We start from the raw sequence: 16,476 nt of genomic DNA, 5'->3' as shown, positions 1-16,476 counted from the left end.
GCGGGCATGGCGCAGACCCGGGAAGTGCTGCTCGCGGACCCCGAACTCGGCGCCTGGGTGCGCGGTCTGGAGACCGCTGACGCCGCCGCCGTGGAGGTGCGGCTGCCGCGGGGGGCCGAACTCGCGGATGTGCTGCTCGATCTGGGCCTGGCCCCGGACGACATCAACCCCGTGCTCGCCGCGCGCGGCGAACTGGACGCGGACGGGGTCCTGCCGGAGCTGCTGGCCCGCTGTGTGGCGCTGGCGGTACGGGACATGGGCCGCCCGCACGGTGGCCCCGGCGGCGGGCCCGCGCTGGGCCCCGACCTCCCCGTGCTGCCGGCCCAACTCGGCGCCGGCGCACACTGGTTCACCCTCTTCACGCTGATCGGCACGCTGCCGTACACCCAGGACTACCACCGGGCGCACGGCATCCCCGCGGCGACCGCCCGCCGCACCCTCGCCGACGTCGGCCGCCATGTCGCCCTGCACCGGCGCCGGTACGGCGTCCCCGGCGTGCTGCACCCCCGCTGGCTGCTGCGTGCCTTCCGCGGCACCCTGCACCAGCTGGGCCGCCTCCAGTTCGAACGCGCCCGGCTCGGCGGCACGATGGCCCGTACCCTCGCGGCCCGCCCCGGCGACCCCGTACTGCTGATCCACATCCCCGACTTCCGCGGCCCGCTCACCGCCGAGGGCTGCGCGGCCTCCCTCGCCGCCGCCCGGGCCTTCTTCCCCCGCCACTTCCCCGACGAGCCGTACACGGTGGCCGCCTGCTACTCCTGGCTGCTCGACCCCCAGCTCGCCGAGTACCTGGCACCCACCTCCAACATCCTCGCCTTCCAGCGGCTGTTCCACCTCGGCGCCCCCGACCCCGCCCCCGACGACGACGCCCCCCTCACCTTCGTCTTCGGCGACCCCGCACTCCCGCTCGCCGGACTCCCGGCCCGCACCACCCTGGAGCGCGCCATCACCGCCCACCTGCGCGCCGGCCGCCACTGGCACACCGGGTCCGGCTGGCTGGAACTCTGACCGGAAAGCCGAGAGGAACCCCGACGGGAACCCGAGCCCGGAACCCCGACGCCCACCCGAGCCCGGACATGCCGCCGGGGGCGGGACGCCGGCACGTGGAGTGTGCCTGCGGCCCGCCCCCGGCGGTTCTTTGTGGGGGGATCGGGGGGAGACGGATCAGGGGTTACCAGCCGACGGCGATCTCCATCCACTGCGGGTTCTGCACCGAGGCGTACGCGGCCTGGCCGGCCACGTCGTCGTAGGGGAACCCGTAGGCGAGGTGGTTGATCGCGTGGTCGTGCCAGAACTTCGCGTACCAGTTGGCGGGGTCGCCCGAGTAGAACTTCGTCGGGTCCTGCTGCTGGGCCGCCGGGAGGTTGGCGGTATGCCGGTTGAGCGCCGCGCACATGTTCGGGTCGGCGCCGAGCGAACCGGCGCAGCCGAAGATGTTCGAGGTGGGCTCGTTGACGCCGACCGAATTGGCGTACGCCGTGAAGTAGTTGGCGTTGGCGCCGCCCTCCCGGAAGCTCGGGTCGCTGCCCGGGGCGATGATCCGGTACGGGGCCTGCGTCTGGGCCAGCACCTTGAACTGCTGCGGCACGGCCGCCTGGAACTGCGCGAAGGTGGCTTCCCGGCTCTGGTTGAACAGGTCCTGGCTGTCACCGAGCTGTACGTCCTGGCCGTCGTGGGTGTGCAGCCGGATCGCCAGCGGCAGACCCCAGGCGTCGACCCGGGTGGTGTTCCCGTTGAAGACGTTCGGGCCGATGGTGAACTCGATGAAGTCGTAGTACTGGCTGTTCGGCGAGCCCAGGTAGAAGTACATCCGGCCCGACGAGTTCGCCGGCATGTCGAAGTACGGCTGCTCCGCGATGGAGTGCACCTCACCGTTGAAGCTCCAGTACACCTGGCTGTCCGGGTACTGGCCGTTGGTCCGGTTGAGGATCTTCAGCTCCATCACGTTGTGCGCCGCCGGGATGTCACCGGTGCTGCCCCAGAAGTCGTCCGGGGGCGGGGTGGTGGTGCCGCCGGTCGTCCCGCCTGAGCCGCCGCCGACCACGTGCACCTGGAACTCCCACAGGGAGTAGCCGTACGCGGTGGCGCGGGCGGTGCCGTAGAACCGCACGTACCGGCCGGTGCCGGTGACGGTCAGGTTCTGGGTGCCGCCGGTCGCGGTGGTGGTGGAGTAGATGTCGGTCCAGCTGGTCCCGTTGTCCGAGGTCTGGATCTTGAAGGCGGTGGCGTACGCCGCCTCCCAGTTCAGTCCGACGCCGCAGACCTGCTGCGAGGAACCGAGGTCCACCTGCAGCCACTGCGGGTCACTGAAGGCGCTCGACCAGCGGGTGCCGGTGTTGCCGTCGACCGCCGCGGAGGCGGGCGAGGCCGCGTTCTCGGTGGACGAGGCGGCGGCGGTGCGGTTCAGCGCCGCGTTGTCGGTCGGGCAGGCGGCCGGCTGGGTGGGGCCGCTGCCGCCGTACACCTGGAACTCCCACAGCGAGTAGCCGTACTGCGTGCCGCGGGTGGTCCCGTAGACCCGGACATAGCGACCGGAACCGTTTACGGTCAGGTTCTGGGTGCCGCCGGTGCCGGTGGTGGTGGAGTAGATGTCGGTCCAGGCGGTGCCGTTGGCGGACGTCTGGATCTTGAACGCCTTGCCGTACGCCGTCTCCCAGTTCAGCGTCACCTGGGAGATCGTCTGGGTCGATCCGAGGTCGACCTGGAGCCACTGGGGGTCCGCGGCGGCGCTGGACCAGCGGGTGCCGGTGTTGCCGTCGACCGCCGCGGAGGCGGGCGTGCCCGCGTTCTCGGTGGACGAGGCGGTGGCGGGCTTGCCCTGCGACAGCAGCGTGCCGGCCGCGCGGGCCGGGGACTGCGAGGTCACGACGAGCGCGATGCCCGCCACCAGGGCGATCAGCACTGCGAGGATCAGAAACGGCCGGGATCTGTCGGTCCCGTGCCGTCGGCGCACCAGAGAGGCCGTGCTGCCTGACATGTGTTCTCCTCAACCGGGTGGGGGTCCGTGATGGAGGCTGGAGCGTTCACCTGAGAGCGCTCTCTAGCAGGCTGATGTTTACAAGCGCCGTACATCCCCGTCAATAAGTTGTTCCACACTGGCCAGTTGGCGCCTCGCCGATTTCGAGACTCGAACGGACAACTGCCTGTTCAGCGCCGGTCGGTGACGGCATGCCAGGAAAAACCGGTGTGGACGTGTGACGGACGGGAAGACGGGGACACCCTAGAGACCCAGCCCGGACAGGACAAGTGCCGGCCCGCCGCGCACCCGCCGGGTACGGGGGCGCGGATGTTGAAGTTGTGGACGCAAGGACCGCGCCCGCGCCGGCCGCCCCGGCTCGGAACTGCGGGGACCAGAGGCGGTCATCACCGGTCAGGAACGGCACTGTCAAATCACCGGACCGGAACAAGACAATCACCGCCGGCCACGCGGTCACGCCGTGTGCCGGCCCGGGGCGCCACGGCGACTTCACCGCCGGTGTCGTTTTCGCCGGGAACGGCATGGTTCGCGGGGGCGTCCACCGGCCGCGGTCCACCGGCTGCCGCCTGCCGCCCCGCTGCTCCGGGGTGTGCGACGATCCCCGCGCATGAAGAAGGCCGCCTCCCTGCTTTCGCAGGTCGGCGGCCTTCTTCCGAGAGGGTGAGTGACGGGACTCGAACCCGCGGCATCCTGGACCACAACCAGGTGCTCTACCAGCTGAGCTACACCCACCGTGAGCGGCGCTTTTCCCTGCTGGGGTGGCGCCGCCTGAAAAAGTGTACAGGGTCGGGAGGGGTGGTCGCGCCCGATTACCGGGCGGCCGGGTCCTGCGGGTCAGTGGGCGTGCTTGTCGCCCTGCTTCCCGGCGGGCAGGACGTACTTCGCGGCGATGGCGCGGGCGGTGTCGGTGTCCGGGCCGGGGGCCGGCACGAAGACCGCCTCACGGTAGTAGCGCAGCTCCGCGATGGACTCCCGGATGTCCGCCAGCGCCCGGTGGTTGCCGTTCTTCTCGGGGCTGTTGAAGTACGCCCTGGGGTACCAGCGCCGGGAGAGCTCCTTGATCGAGGAGACGTCCACGATCCGGTAGTGCAGGTGCTGCTCCAGGTCCGGCATGTCACGGGCGAGGAAGCCGCGGTCGGTGGAGACCGAGTTCCCGCACAGCGGGGCCTTCCGCGGCTCGCGCACATGCTTGCGCACGTACTCCATGACCACCTTCTCCGCCTCGGCGAGCGTCACCCCGGCGTCCAGCTCGGTCAGCAGCCCGGAGGCGGTGTGCATCTGCCGGACGATGTCCGGCATCGACTCCAGCGCCTCGGCGGGAGGGCGGATCACCACGTCCACCCCCTCACCGAGCACATTGAGTTCCGAGTCGGTGACCAGCGCCGCCACCTCGACCAGCGCGTCATGCGCCAGTGACAGGCCGGTCATCTCACAGTCGATCCACACCATCCGGTCGTTCATACGGGTCACCCTACGGGGCGATCACGGGGTCCCGGCAGTGCGGCGCCCAGCCCGCGTCCGGCCCGCAACCTGCTCCGCCCCCCGCTGCCGGAGGTCTCCGCGATCTCGGGCCGGGCCGGCTGCTCCGGAACGCGGGCCGTATACGTCTCCGGATCGCCCTTGCCCGGCGCGGCCAGGATCTGCGACACCGGCCCGCGGCGCAGCGCCGGCAGCTCCGGCGCGGGCACCGGACGGTCGGGCTCGTCCTGCGGCCGGCGGGCCCGGTAGGCGGCCCGGTACGACGCGGGGGAGGAGCCCAGCTGCCGCCGGAAGTGGCCGCGCAGCGCCACCGGGGAGCGGAAGCCGCAGCGCCCGGCGACCTCGTCGACGGAGTAGTCGGAGGTCTCCAGCAGCCGCTGCGCCTGGAGCACCCGCTGGGTGATCAGCCACTGCAGCGGGGCGCTGCCGGTCAGCGACCGGAACCGCCGGTCGAAGGTGCGCCGGCTCATGTAGGCGCGCGCGGCCAGCGCCTCTACGTCGAACTGCTCGTGCAGGTGCTCCAGCGCCCAGGCGACGACCTCGGCCAGCGGGTCGGCGCCGATCTCCTCCGGTAAAGACCTGTCCAGGTGGCGCTGGCCTGTCTGCCAGTCCGACCGCCGGGGCGGCACCACCAGCCGCCTGGCCAGCGCCGCCGCCGCCTCGGTGCCGTGGTCGGTGCGCACCACGTGCAGGCAGAGGTCGATTCCGGCGGCGGTGCCCGCCGAGGTGAGGACGTCCCCGTCGTCGACGAAGAGCTCACGCGGGTCCACATGGACCGAGGGATAGCGTTTGGCGAGCGTGGGCGCGTACATCCAGTGCGTGGTGGCGGGGCGGCCGTCGAGCAGGCCGGCCGCCGCCAGGACGAAGGCGCCGGTGCACAGGCCGATGATCCGGGCGCCCTCCTCGTGGGCGCGGCGGATCGCGTCCAGTGCTTCGGGCGGCGGCGCCTGGGATATCGAGCGCCAGGTCGGCACCACCACGGTGCCGGCCCGGGAGAGCGCCTCCAGGCCGTAGGGCGCGGTGAGTTCGAGGCCGCCGGTGGTGCGCAGCGGGCCTTCCTCGCCGGCGCACACCAGCAGCCGGTAGCGCGGCACCCCGGCGTCCTGCCGGTCGATGCCGAACACCGACAGGGGTATGGAGCTCTCGAAGATCGGGCCACCGCTGAAGAGCAGCACGGCGACGACTTCCGGTCGTCGTCGCGCGGAAAGTTTACGAATGGCGCGAGGTGCCGATGGTGCTTGCGACGGAGTGTCCGTCGCCGTACCGGAACTGGACTCCTGGCTCATGGAGCTCAAGCCCCCCTCGAATCGACGCGTCGTCCCCTCGGTCCTGCATGTGCACCCCCGCCGGGCCCCCGCTGCCCCCCGGGCGGTCGCCTCAAGATCAAATCTACTGTGTCAGGTGGGGCGTTAGTGACAAGTTCACCATCTGACGCTAAGTCGACAAGATAACGTGGCGTAAAGCGTTCGATCACGAAGCGTTTCACTCCGCGAGCCCGCTTGGGAAGTACGCCTCGTGTCACTCGCGTCCCGCAGACCGCCTTCCGGGTCATCGGGCATCGTAGAACCGCAGGTGGCGGAGGTGTTAGCCGGGTGAGGCCCCAACGCCCGCCCCACGCCGAGAAGTTGGCTGAAAACCGCCGTTCGGTGCGGGCGTATGCGTAAAAGGAGCCGAGCGGCCGGCCGGCCGGCCCCCCGACCCCGGCCTGACCTAGGCGGTAACGGGTGCGCGGCGGTGCGCCCCCGCGGTGCGCCGGTGCGCCGAACCGTGCCGCGAGTTGGCGTGATGGCGTTGCGTTCGGGGCCCGGCTCCGGCATCCTCCTGGAAACTCCGGGTACGGAGACCTGTGAGGACGCTGCCAAGTCTGGGCAGGCGGACTTCACGGCCGTACTCTGGAGAGAGTGGGACGGGAAGTGGCGAACTGGCCTAAACCGGCTGCTGCGGCGGCCCGCCCCCCTCTTATCGTCCTGTCCGCTGCTCGGCGCGTCAGCGCCGCCCTCGCCGACGAGAATCCGCATCATGGCCGGTCCTGACTTTCCCGAACCCGCCGACGGCAGGCCGCTCGCCGATGCCGCCGCCCTGCCGGAGCCGGCGACCGCGGCGCGACACGCCTGCGATCCGGCCTTCCGGCACGGCGTCGTGGTGGGTTTCGACGGTTCCCTGTCCAGCGAGCGCGCGCTCTCCTACGCGGTCGGCATGGCCCGCAGGACCGGATCCGCGCTGATCATCGTGCATGTGGCCAACCGGCTGCCGGCCACCGTATGGGCCGGCTGCGAGCCACCGGTCTTCGTGGACGTGCCCGACCACCGCACCGAGCTGCTCGGCCTGGAGCTGGCCTGTGCGGACCACCTCGCCGAGATCTCCTGGGTGCTGGTGGAGCGCGGCGGCGACATCTGCCACGAGCTGGAGGAGGTCGGCCGGGAGTACGAGGCCGACGCGATCGTGGTCGGCGGTACGACCGGGCTGGTCGGCCGGATCTTCGGCTCGGTGGCCGGGCGGCTGGCCCGGCGGGCGCAGCGGCCGGTGGTGGTGATCCCCTGAGCACCCCCCGGGGAGTGCTCCGGGAGGCCAGAAGTACGCAGGGCCCCGTCGGCAACAGGCGGGGCCCTTCTCGTACCGCCGTACCGGGCGCGACTACTCCACCGTGACCGACTTGGCCAGGTTGCGCGGCTTGTCGATGTCCCGGCCCAGCGCCAGCGCGGTGTGGTAGGCGAAGAGCTGGAGCGGGATGCCCATCAGGATCGGGTCCAGCTCGTCCTCGTTCTTCGGCACCACGATCGTGTCGTCGGCCTTCTCCTGCTCCTGGTGCGCGACCGCAAGGATCCGGCCGCTGCGCGCCTTGATCTCCTCCAGCGCCGCCCGGTTCTTCTCCAGCAGTTCGTCGTCCGGCACGATCGCCACCGTGGGCATCGACGGGTCGATCAGCGCCAGCGGCCCGTGCTTCAGCTCGGAGGCCGGGTACGCCTCGGCGTGGATGTAGCTGACCTCCTTCAGCTTCAACGACGCCTCGCGGGCCACCGGGTAGCCGCGGACCCGCCCGATGAAGAGCATCGACTTGGCGTCCGCGTACTGCTTGGCGAGCACCTTGATCTCCGGCTCGGCCTTGAGGATCTCGTCGATCTGCCCTGGCAGCCGGCGCAGGCCGTCGATGATCCGCCGGCCGTCGGCGACCGACAGGTCCCTGATCCGCCCCAAGTGCAGCGCGAGCAGCGCGAAGGCCACCACCGTGTTGGTGAAGCACTTGGTGGACACCACGCACACCTCAGGACCGGCGTGCACATACGTACCGCCGTCCGCCTCGCGGGCGATGGCCGACCCCACCACGTTGACGATGCCGAGCACCCGGGCGCCCTTGCGCTTCAGCTCCTGCACGGCGGCCAGTACGTCATAGGTCTCACCTGACTGCGACACCGCCACGTAGAGGGTGTCCGGGTCGACCACCGGGTTGCGGTAGCGGAACTCCGAGGCGGGCTCGGCGTCCGACGGGATACGGGCCAGCTCCTCGATCAGCTGGGCGCCGATCTGACCCGCGTGGTAGCTCGTACCGCAGCCGAGGATCTTGATCCGCCGCACCCGGCGGGCCTCGCCCGGCTCCAGGTTCAGACCCCCCAGGTGCACGGTGGCGAACCGGTCGTCGATCCGGCCGCGCAGCACCCGGTCCACCGCCTCGGCCTGCTCGGCGATCTCCTTGTGCATGTAGGTGTCGTGGCCGCCCATGTCGTACGACTCGGCCTCCCACTCCACGGTGGTCGGCGTCGCGGTGGTCCGGGACCCCTCGGTGGTGTAGGTGCGGAAGTCGTCGGCCTTCAAGGTGGCCATCTCGCCGTCCCCGAGGGTGACGACCTGCCGGGTGTGCGCGACCAGGGCGGCGACGTCCGAGGCGACGAACATCTCCTTCTCGCCGATGCCCAGCACCACCGGGGAACCGTTGCGGGCCGCGACGATCCGGTCGGGGAAGTCCTTGTGCAGCACCGCGATGCCGAAGGTGCCCTCGATGGCCCGCAGCGCCTCGCTGACCTTCTGCTCCAGCGTCTCGGCGGGGGAGCGGGCGATCAGGTGCGCCAGCACCTCGGTGTCGGTCTCGGAGCTGAAGACGGTGCCCTCGGCGATCAGCCGGGCGCGGAGTTCGGAGGCGTTGTCGATGATCCCGTTGTGGACGACCGCGACCTTCTGGTCGGCGTCCAGGTGCGGGTGGGCGTTCTCGTCGCTGGGCGCCCCATGGGTGGCCCACCGGGTGTGCGCGATGCCCGTGGTGCCGGCGAACCGCTTGGGGATGCGGGACTCCAGCTCCCGGACCCGGCCCTTGGCCTTCACGGTCCGCAGGTCCCCCGACTTGCCGGTGATGACGATGCCGGCCGAGTCGTAACCCCGGTACTCCAGCCGCTGCAGGCCCTCGAGCAGCAGTGGCGCCACGTCACGCCTGCCGATGTAACCGACGATTCCGCACATGTGTCGTCCCTCTCCGTCGTCCTTCGCCGTACGTCGTCCCTGCGGCCCGGGGGTGGCGGTCCCGGGCGGGGTGCCCGGAAAGCGGGCTGGGTGGAGCGGTGGCCGGTGGTGGGCTCAGCCGTAGACGATCCGGCGGAGCTGGCGCTGGGAGAGCTCGGCCGGTGCGACCGCCCGGTGCGGCAGCTCCTCGGCGACCCGCTCGAAGATCTCCGTGTTCACCAGGCCCTTCGCCTGGAGCTCACGGTGTCTTCTGCGGACGAACTCCTCGGTCGTCTCATCGAAGTACGCCAGTACGTCCAGCACCACCCGGACGGCCTCGCCGCGGTGCAGCGGCGTGGTGCGCACCAGGTGGTCGATGAGGTCGTCGTAGGAGGTCCGGCGTTCGAGCACCTGTCGATAGTGGTGGCGAGATCTGTTCTTTGCAAGAATCCTGCCCGCTTTCGGGCACCCATGCGTCTTAAGGGCGACCAAAAGGGTGACCTGCTGGGAGCAGGCGGGTGGCGTCGCCCGCTCCGGGGGAGGGGCGCCTTGACCCGGCAGGGGGCCACCGGTAGGCATCGGGGCGTGAACCGACTCGAAGGACGGACACGCGCCCGGGCGCTGCGCGGACCCCTGCTGCGGGTGCTCTGCGCGGTGATGCTGGCCGCGGGCGCCACGGCGGCCGGGGCACGCGCCGCCTCGCCGGGCGCCACGGGGGCCCCGCCCGCCGCCGCACCGGACCCGGCGGTCGCCGCGGTCACCTCCCGGGTGGTGCCGGTGCCGTCCTCGGTGCGGCCGGGAGGCGGCGCCTTCCGGATCGCCGCCGGCACCCCGATCACCCTGGACGCCGGATCCTCCGCCCCGGCCAGGGACGTCGCGGACTACGCGGCCGGGCTGCTCCGCCCCGCCACCGGCTACGCCCTGCCGGTCGTCACCGGCCGCGCCGCCCACGGGGTGGCCGAGGGCGGCGCCGCCGACGGCGACCCGGCCGGCATCGTGCTGGCGCTCGGCGACCCCGACCAGGGCCTCGGCGACGAGGGGTACCGGCTCCGTACCACCGGCGCCTCCGTGCTGATCAGCGCCCGGACCGCAGCCGGGCTCTACCACGGGGTGCAGACCCTGCGGCAACTGCTGCCGGCCGCGGTGGAGAGCCGGTCCGCGCTCCCGGACACCGACTGGACCGTCCCCAGCACGGACATCACCGATGTGCCGCGCTACGCCTACCGCGGGGCGATGCTCGACGTGGCCCGGCACTTCTTCACCGTCGCCCAGGTCGAGCGGTTCATCGACCAGCTGGCGCTCTACAAGATCAACACGCTGCATCTGCATCTCACCGACGACCAGGGCTGGCGGATCGCGGTCGACTCCTGGCCCCGGCTGACCGGCTACGGCGGCAGCACCCAGGTCGGCGGCGGCCCCGGCGGCTTCTACACCCAGGCCGACTACCGGGAGATCGTCGCCTACGCGGGAGCCCACTTCCTCGACGTCGTACCGGAGATCGACGGTCCCGGGCACTCCAACGCGGCCCTGGCCTCCTACCCCCGGCTGAACTGCGACGGCACGTCCCCCGCGCTCTACACCGGCACCAGCGTCGGCTTCAGCACGCTCTGCGCTGCCCGCGAGGACACCTACGACTTCCTGGGCGATGTGATCGGCGAGGTCGCCGCGCTGACCCCCGGCCCCTATCTGCACATCGGCGGCGACGAGGCCCAGTCCACCAGCGCGGCGGACTACGTCAGCTATGTGGACCGGGTGCAGCGGATCGTCGCGGACCACGGCAAGACGGCGATCGGCTGGCACCAGATCGACGCCGCCCATCCGGCGGCGGGCACGATCGCCCAGTACTGGGGCACCGCGGGCAACGAGCAGGAGGTCGCGGCGGCCGCCCAGGCCGGCACCCGGGTGATCATGTCCCCGGCGAACCGGAGCTACCTCGACATGAAGTACACCTCGTCCACCACGCTGGGAAAGTCGTGGGCGGGCTACGTGGACGTGCGGGCCTCCTACGACTGGGACCCGGCGACCTACGTCAAGGGCGTCCCGGCGTCCGCGGTGTACGGCGTGGAGGCCCCGCTGTGGACCGAGACCCTGAAGACCACCGCCGACCTGGACTACATGGCCTTCCCGCGGCTGCCGGGGATCGCCGAACTCGGCTGGTCCCCGGCGGCCACGCACGACTGGGACACCTACCGGGTGCGGCTCTCGGCCCAGGCGCCCCGCTGGGACGCGATGGGGATCTCCTACTACCGCTCGGCCCAGGTCGCCTGGCCGGCCGGCTGATCCTGCCGGGCGGCTGACAGCGGATTGGCCAGGGTGCCGGCGAACTGGAGGGCGGCCGACGGGTCGGCCAGGTCCACCATCTGCTGGTTGTCGCGCAGTTGCAGCCGGTTGAGGCAGGACAGCGGGAACCGCGGCGCGAAGAGGTCGTACCGTGCGAACGTCCCGGCGAGTTCGGGGTGCGCCCGCTGGTAGTCCGTCACACAGTCGGCGACCGTCCGCCAGAAGGCCGTCTGGTCCAGCACCTGCCCGGTGTGCAGGATCGCGGCCAGGAAGCGGAAGAAGCAGTCGAAGACGTCGGTGAAGACGGCGAGCACCTGCTCGCCCTCCGGTACGGCGGCCCGGATCCGCTCGGCCGCCGGCGGCAGCGGGGTGTCCGGGGACATCACCACGATCTCCTCGGCGATGTCCTTGAAGATCGCCCGCTCGACCGTGCCGCCGTCCTCGCCCAGCACCAGGATGACGTTCTCACCGTGCGGCATGTAGGCGAGGCCGTAGGCGAAGAGGCTGTGCAGGACGGGGACGAGGTAGGCGTCCAGGTAGCGGCGCAGCCACTGCTCCGGGGGGAGGCCGGAGCGGGTGATCAGGGCGGCGGCGAAGGAGGGGGGCTGGGGCGGGTGGGTCACTCCTGTCGGGTCGGCCACGTCCGTCGGGTCGGTCGCTTCCGGCGGGTCGGCCGCATCCGTCGGGTCGGCCGCATCCGTCGGTGCGGTCGCGTCTGTCCGGGCGGCCGGTTCGGCCGGTGCCGGGTCGTCGACGTGCAGCAGGGCAGCCATGGTGGTGAGGGAGCGGCCGGGTGCCAGGCCGTTGACCGGGCTCTCCCGCCAGAGCGCGGCCAGCATCTTCCGGTAGGGCGAGCCCTTCTCCGTCGCGGCCTCGTACCCGAGGTGGTGGTAGCCGATGGCGGCCCGCTCGCGGATGATCGAGAAGCCGGCGGCGGTGAGGGTCGGGTCGGCCGCGATCAGTCCGGCCAGCCAGTCGTTGATCGCCGGGGTCGCCTCCATGTACGCGGCGGACAGCCCGCGCATGAAGCCCATGTTGAGCACCGAGAGCGCCGTTTTCACGTAATGCCGGGTGGGGCGGCTCGCGTTGAAGAAGGTGCGGACGGACTGCTGGGCCAGGTGCTCGTCGTCACCCGGACCGAGGTGCACCAGGCGCCGTTGCGCGACCTCACCCGCGAAGGTGACGGCGATCTTGTGCTCCCATTGCCACGGGTGGACCGGCAGCAGCAGGTAACCGGCCGGGTCGAGCCCGCGGCCGGTGAGTTCGGCCGCGAAGCGCTCGCGGGTGGCCGGGTCCAGCTCGGCGGCGATCAGGGTGTCGTAGTCCAGGCCGGCGCCCGCCGTGAAGACGGCGAGGTCACGGTGGGCGGCCAGCCAGCTGAGGCGGACAGGTGCGGCGGCCTCGGGGGCGTAGCGGAGCAGGTCGTGCGCCCCGAAGCCGAGCCGGCCGCTGTTCGCCACGAAGCAGGGGTGCCCCTCGGTCATCGCGCTCTCGATCACCTGGAAGCCCGCCGCCGGCAACTGCGCCGCGCCGCACGGGTGACGGTCCCGGGCCGCGGACTTGAAGGCGAGGCAGGAGAGGGTCGCGGTGATCTCCTCCAGGTAGACCGGGAGCACGGCGTCGCTCAGGCCCAGGGTGGCGCGCAGCTCGGTGAAGAAGGCGAGCGCGTCCAGGGGGAGCCGGGCGCCGTCGCGGTGGCGGGTGATCGAGGCCGGGTCGATGTGCCAGTGGTCGAGGGCGAGGCGGGTGGCGGTGAAGCGGTACGTGGTCGTGCCGCTGTCACCGCTGACCGTGTACGCGCTGGTGCCCGGCGCCCTGACGGGGTGCAGCAGGCGCTCGTGGCTGAACTCGGCGAGCGCTTTACGGATCAGGTGGCGGGTGGCCCGTGCCCACCGGTCGGGGGTGAGGTGGGCGGTCGCGCCCGGGGTCGGGGTCATCGGCGGGCCTCGAACTGTGCTCGGGTGCAGACGCTGAGGTACGCGTCCTTCTCGGGTGTCCTGATCCGGCGGACGATCGTGAAGCCGACCGCCTCGTTGAGCGCGTGCACGGCGGTGTTGCGGATGTCGGGTTCGACCACCACCCGGTGGACGGCCGGGTCACGGAAGAGTTCGGTCATGACGGCCCTGAGCACCGCGCGGCTGAAGCCGTGGACCGGTGCCGCGGGGGCCGGGGCGACCAGGAAGTGCATGCCGATGTCGCCGGGTTCGGCTGCGTACAGCCCGTTGAGTTCGACCTGCGCGGGGTCGTACCGCTCCATCAGGAAGGCGGGCCTGCGGTCGTACCGTCCGATGAAGGCGTCCTGGTACGGCGCCTGCGCGATGTCGGCGTAGGCGCGCTCCACGTCGTACACCCCGGCGTCCCCCATCAGCCAGAAGGCCGCTTTGGGGTGGGTCACCCAGGTGTGCAGCAGGGACGCGTCGGCGATCGGGTCGACCGGGCGGAAGGTGAAGCGGGCGGGGTCGAGGGGGTCGAGCGGGGCGTGCGGGGCGAGCGGGTCGTACGGTCCGGCGGCTGTGGGCTCGGTCATGCGGTGAACTCCTGGAAGGCGATGGCCGTTTCCACCCGGTAGTGCTCGCGGCCGAGCAGCTGCCGGATGATGCGGGAATTGCGGTACGCGGCCATGCCGAGGTCGGGCGCGGTGAAGCCGTGGGTGTGCAGCTCGGCGTTCTGCACGTACACGCCGTGGCCGGTGACGTCGATGGCGTAGTCGCGGCTGACGTCGTAACGGCCCTGCTCGTCCCAGCGGATGCGGTCGCGGACGGGGGTGAGGAAGTCCGGCACCTGGTAGCGGTAGCCGGTGGCCAGTACCAGGCCCTCGGTGGTCAGGGTGTGGTCGCGGCCCTGCTCGCGCTGGCGCAGCCCGAGCGTGTACGTGCCGGCTCCGGCGTCCGTCTCGTACCGCGCGCTGGTCAGCTCGGTGTTGGTGAGCAGCCGGGTGGGGACCTTGCCGCGGCGGTTCTTGACGTAGAGCAGGTCGAAGATGCCGTTGATCAGCTCGGAGTTGATGCCCTTGTAGAGGTTCTTCTGGGTGAGGTTCAGCCGGTCGCGCACCGGTCCGGGCAGGGCGTGGAAGTAGTCGACGTACTCCGGGGAGGTCATTTCCAGCGTGAGCTTGGTGTATTCGAGCGGGAAGAAGCGCGGGGAGCGGGTCACCCAGGTCAGTTCGTAACCGCGGGTGTCGATGTCCTGGAGCAGGTCGTAGTAGATCTCCGCGGCGCTCTGTCCGCTGCCCACCACGGTGATGCTCCGCTTGGCCTGCAGCTCCTCCTTGACCGTGAGGTAGCGGGAGTTGTGCACCGCGTCGCCGCCGATGCCCTCGCAGGCGGCCGGCAGGTGGGGCGGGGTGCCGGTGCCGAGGACCAGCCGTGGCGCGCGATAGGTCTCCCCGGTGGCGGTGCGGACCACGTAGACCGCGTCCCGCTCGTCGTAGCGGACCTCGGTCACGGTCCGCCCGAAGCGGATCGAGGGGATGCGGGCGGCGGCCCAGCGGCAGTAGTCATTGAACTCCTCGCGCAGCGGATAGAAGCTCTCCCGGATGTAGAAGGAGTACAACCGGCCCGATTCCTTCAGGTAGTTGAGGAAGCTGAAGGGGGAGGTGGGGTCGGCGAGCGTGACCAGGTCGGAGAGGAACGGCGTCTGCAGGGTGCTGCCTTCCAGGAACATCCCGGAGTGCCAGTCGAAGTCCGGCTTGCTCTCCAGGAAGACGCCGGTCAGCCCGTCGACCGGCTCGGTCAGACAGGCCAGGCCCAGATTGAACGGGCCGAGGCCGATCGCGATGAAGTCGGGTGTCTCAGGCGTGGACAAGCGTCTCTCCCAGCTGCAGGTAGTGCTCGGCGTGCCCGGCGAGGAGGTCCAGCACGGCGGCGATGTCGTCGGTGGTGGTGCGGGGGTTGAGCAGGGTGAGCTTCAGGTAGTGGCTGCCGCGCACCTTCGTCCCGGCGACCACGGCCTCGCCGGAGGCGAACAGCGCCTTGCGGGCGTGGAGGTTGGCGCGGTCGATCCGGGCCGGGTCGAAGGTGCGCGGCGGGATCCAGCGGAAGACCAGGGTGGACAGCGCGGGCCTGGTGACGACCTCGAACCGCGGGTCGGCGTCGAGCAGTCGCCAGCCCCGCTCGGCCAGGTCGACCACCTCGTCGAAGAGTTCGCCCACCCCGTCGGCGCCCATCACCCGCAGCGTCATCCACAGCTTCAGCGCGTCGAAACGGCGGGTGGTCTGCAGCGACTTGTCCACCTGGTTGGGGATCCGCTCGGCGACCGCCCGGCGCGGGTTGAGGTAGTCGGAGTGGTAGGTGGCGTGCCGCAGCGTGGTGCGGTCCCGGACCAGCAGCGCGCTCGAACTCACCGGCTGGAAGAAGGACTTGTGGTAGTCGACGGTCACCGAGTCGGCGTGCTCGATGCCGTCGAGCAGCCGGCGGCGGGTGCGGGAGACCAGCAGGCCGCAGCCGTAGGCAGCGTCCACATGGAGCCAGACGCGGTGCCGGGCGCAGAGTTCGGCGATCTTGGGCAGCGGGTCGATGGAGCCGAAGTCGGTGGTGCCGGCGGTGGCGACCACGGCCATCGGGGTCAGGCCCTGGTCCGCGCAGTGCGCCAGCGCCGCGGCGAGTCGGTCGGTCCGCATCCGCTTGTCCTGGTCGCAGGGCACGGCGAGCACCGCTTCGGCGGGCAGCCCCAGCAGTCTGGCGGCCTTCTGCACGCTGAAGTGCCCGCACTCCGAGGCGAGGACGCGCAGCGACGCCGGGTCGGCGCCGCGGCTGACCGCCTCCTCGCGGGCCAGCAGCATTGCCTGCAGATTGGACTGGGTGCCGCCGCTGGTGAAGACGCCGTCGGCGGCCGGGCCGAGGCCGATCCTGGCCGCCGTCCAGTCGATCAGCCGGCGCTCGATCAAGGTGGCGCCGGCGCTCTGGTCCCAGGTGTCCAGTGAGGAGTTGACGGCGCTGAGCACGGCCTCGGCGACGAGGGCCGGTATGACCACCGGGCAGTTGAGATGTGCCAGATAGCGCGGATGGTCGAAGCGGACGGCGTCGCGGAGATAGACGGATTCGAGCTCGTCCAGGGCGGCGGCGGTGTCCCCGACCGGCTGGTCGAGATCGATCGCGTCGATCCGCGGTGCGAGGGCGTCGGGGGTGATTCCGGTGAACGGCCGGCCGGTCGCGGTGAGGGTGGCCGCCACCCGCTCGACCCCGTGGGCGACGGACCGCCGGTAGTGCTCCGTCGTCGCGTCGTTGAGCAGGTGTGAGCGCATGGGGGCACGTCTCCTTGATCGTTGCTGAGTTAGGTTAGCCTAACCTAACTCAGCAACGGGCACGTCAGCC

12 protein-coding genes and 1 tRNA gene are annotated in these 16,476 nt (G+C 71.3%); 3 read left to right on the top strand and 10 right to left on the bottom strand.

Annotation, left to right across the window (positions count from 1 at the left end):
- Nucleotides 1-6: 6 nt before the first annotated feature.
- Nucleotides 7-1,008: an acyltransferase domain-containing protein gene (locus OG552_RS12380; RefSeq protein ID WP_329132214.1), complete on the top strand. Its 1,002-nt coding sequence runs from the start codon at nucleotides 7-9 to the stop codon at nucleotides 1,006-1,008.
- Between the two features lie 163 nt (nucleotides 1,009-1,171).
- Here OG552_RS12380 and OG552_RS12375 read toward each other — a convergent pair whose 3' ends face one another.
- The 4 genes from OG552_RS12375 to OG552_RS12360 all read right to left on the bottom strand — a co-directional run bounded on the left by OG552_RS12375 (nucleotide 1,172) and on the right by OG552_RS12360 (nucleotide 5,742).
- Nucleotides 1,172-2,977 (bottom strand): discoidin domain-containing protein, encoded by a 1,806-nt coding sequence (locus OG552_RS12375; protein WP_329132212.1) that lies wholly within the window; start codon nucleotides 2,975-2,977, stop codon nucleotides 1,172-1,174.
- Nucleotides 2,978-3,636: 659 nt separating this feature from the next.
- A tRNA-His gene (locus OG552_RS12370) sits at nucleotides 3,637-3,709 on the bottom strand.
- Nucleotides 3,710-3,811: 102 nt separating this feature from the next.
- On the bottom strand, nucleotides 3,812-4,438 hold the full coding sequence (orn, locus tag OG552_RS12365) for an oligoribonuclease (RefSeq protein ID WP_329132210.1): 627 nt from the start codon (nucleotides 4,436-4,438) through the stop codon (nucleotides 3,812-3,814).
- Nucleotides 4,439-4,443: 5 nt separating this feature from the next.
- Nucleotides 4,444-5,742, bottom strand: coding sequence for a GlxA family transcriptional regulator (locus OG552_RS12360; protein ID WP_329132208.1), 1,299 nt, complete (start codon nucleotides 5,740-5,742; stop codon nucleotides 4,444-4,446).
- A 733-nt stretch (nucleotides 5,743-6,475) separates the two neighbouring features.
- Here OG552_RS12360 and OG552_RS12355 point away from each other — a divergent pair.
- A complete protein-coding gene (locus OG552_RS12355) occupies nucleotides 6,476-6,997 on the top strand; it encodes a universal stress protein (RefSeq protein WP_329132206.1) in 522 nt (173 codons plus the stop codon).
- 93 nt (nucleotides 6,998-7,090) lie between these two features.
- On the opposite strand, the gene glmS is transcribed toward OG552_RS12355, so the two are convergent.
- Nucleotides 7,091-8,905, bottom strand: coding sequence for a glutamine--fructose-6-phosphate transaminase (isomerizing) (gene glmS / locus OG552_RS12350; RefSeq protein WP_329132204.1), 1,815 nt, complete (start codon nucleotides 8,903-8,905; stop codon nucleotides 7,091-7,093).
- A gap of 114 nt (nucleotides 8,906-9,019) precedes the next feature.
- On the bottom strand, nucleotides 9,020-9,295 hold the full coding sequence (locus OG552_RS12345; RefSeq protein ID WP_329132203.1) for a hypothetical protein: 276 nt from the start codon (nucleotides 9,293-9,295) through the stop codon (nucleotides 9,020-9,022).
- A 246-nt stretch (nucleotides 9,296-9,541) separates the two neighbouring features.
- Between OG552_RS12345 and OG552_RS12340 the strand changes: the two genes are divergently transcribed.
- On the top strand, nucleotides 9,542-11,164 hold the full coding sequence (locus tag OG552_RS12340; RefSeq protein WP_329140760.1) for a beta-N-acetylhexosaminidase: 1,623 nt from the start codon (nucleotides 9,542-9,544) through the stop codon (nucleotides 11,162-11,164).
- Here OG552_RS12340 and OG552_RS12335 read toward each other — a convergent pair.
- The 4 genes from OG552_RS12335 to OG552_RS12320 are packed head-to-tail and all read right to left on the bottom strand — an operon-like array spanning nucleotide 11,128 to nucleotide 16,406.
- Nucleotides 11,128-13,101: an IucA/IucC family protein gene (locus OG552_RS12335; RefSeq protein ID WP_329132201.1), complete on the bottom strand. Its 1,974-nt coding sequence runs from the start codon at nucleotides 13,099-13,101 to the stop codon at nucleotides 11,128-11,130. The genes OG552_RS12340 and OG552_RS12335 overlap by 37 nt on opposite strands.
- The gene (locus OG552_RS12330) at nucleotides 13,098-13,691 is read right to left on the bottom strand and encodes a GNAT family N-acetyltransferase (protein WP_329132198.1); all 594 of its coding nucleotides are present in this window, start codon (nucleotides 13,689-13,691) and stop codon (nucleotides 13,098-13,100) included. Before OG552_RS12330 ends, OG552_RS12335 begins: the two co-directional genes overlap by 4 nt.
- Nucleotides 13,688-14,968, bottom strand: a complete 1,281-nt coding sequence (locus OG552_RS12325; RefSeq protein WP_329132196.1) for a lysine N(6)-hydroxylase/L-ornithine N(5)-oxygenase family protein — start codon at nucleotides 14,966-14,968, stop codon at nucleotides 13,688-13,690. Before OG552_RS12325 ends, OG552_RS12330 begins: the two co-directional genes overlap by 4 nt.
- Nucleotides 14,955-16,406 carry a pyridoxal phosphate-dependent decarboxylase family protein gene (locus OG552_RS12320; protein WP_329132194.1) on the bottom strand — a complete coding sequence of 484 codons (1,452 nt, stop codon included), beginning with the start codon at nucleotides 16,404-16,406 and terminating at the stop codon, nucleotides 14,955-14,957. Before OG552_RS12320 ends, OG552_RS12325 begins: the two co-directional genes overlap by 14 nt.
- Nucleotides 16,407-16,476 lie beyond the last annotated feature (70 nt).

This window comes from Streptomyces sp. NBC_01476, assembly GCF_036227265.1.
Taxonomy (GTDB): domain Bacteria; phylum Actinomycetota; class Actinomycetes; order Streptomycetales; family Streptomycetaceae; genus Actinacidiphila.
The sequence above is the reverse complement of the archived record's forward strand: the minus strand, read 5'-3'. Positions and strand labels throughout refer to the sequence as shown.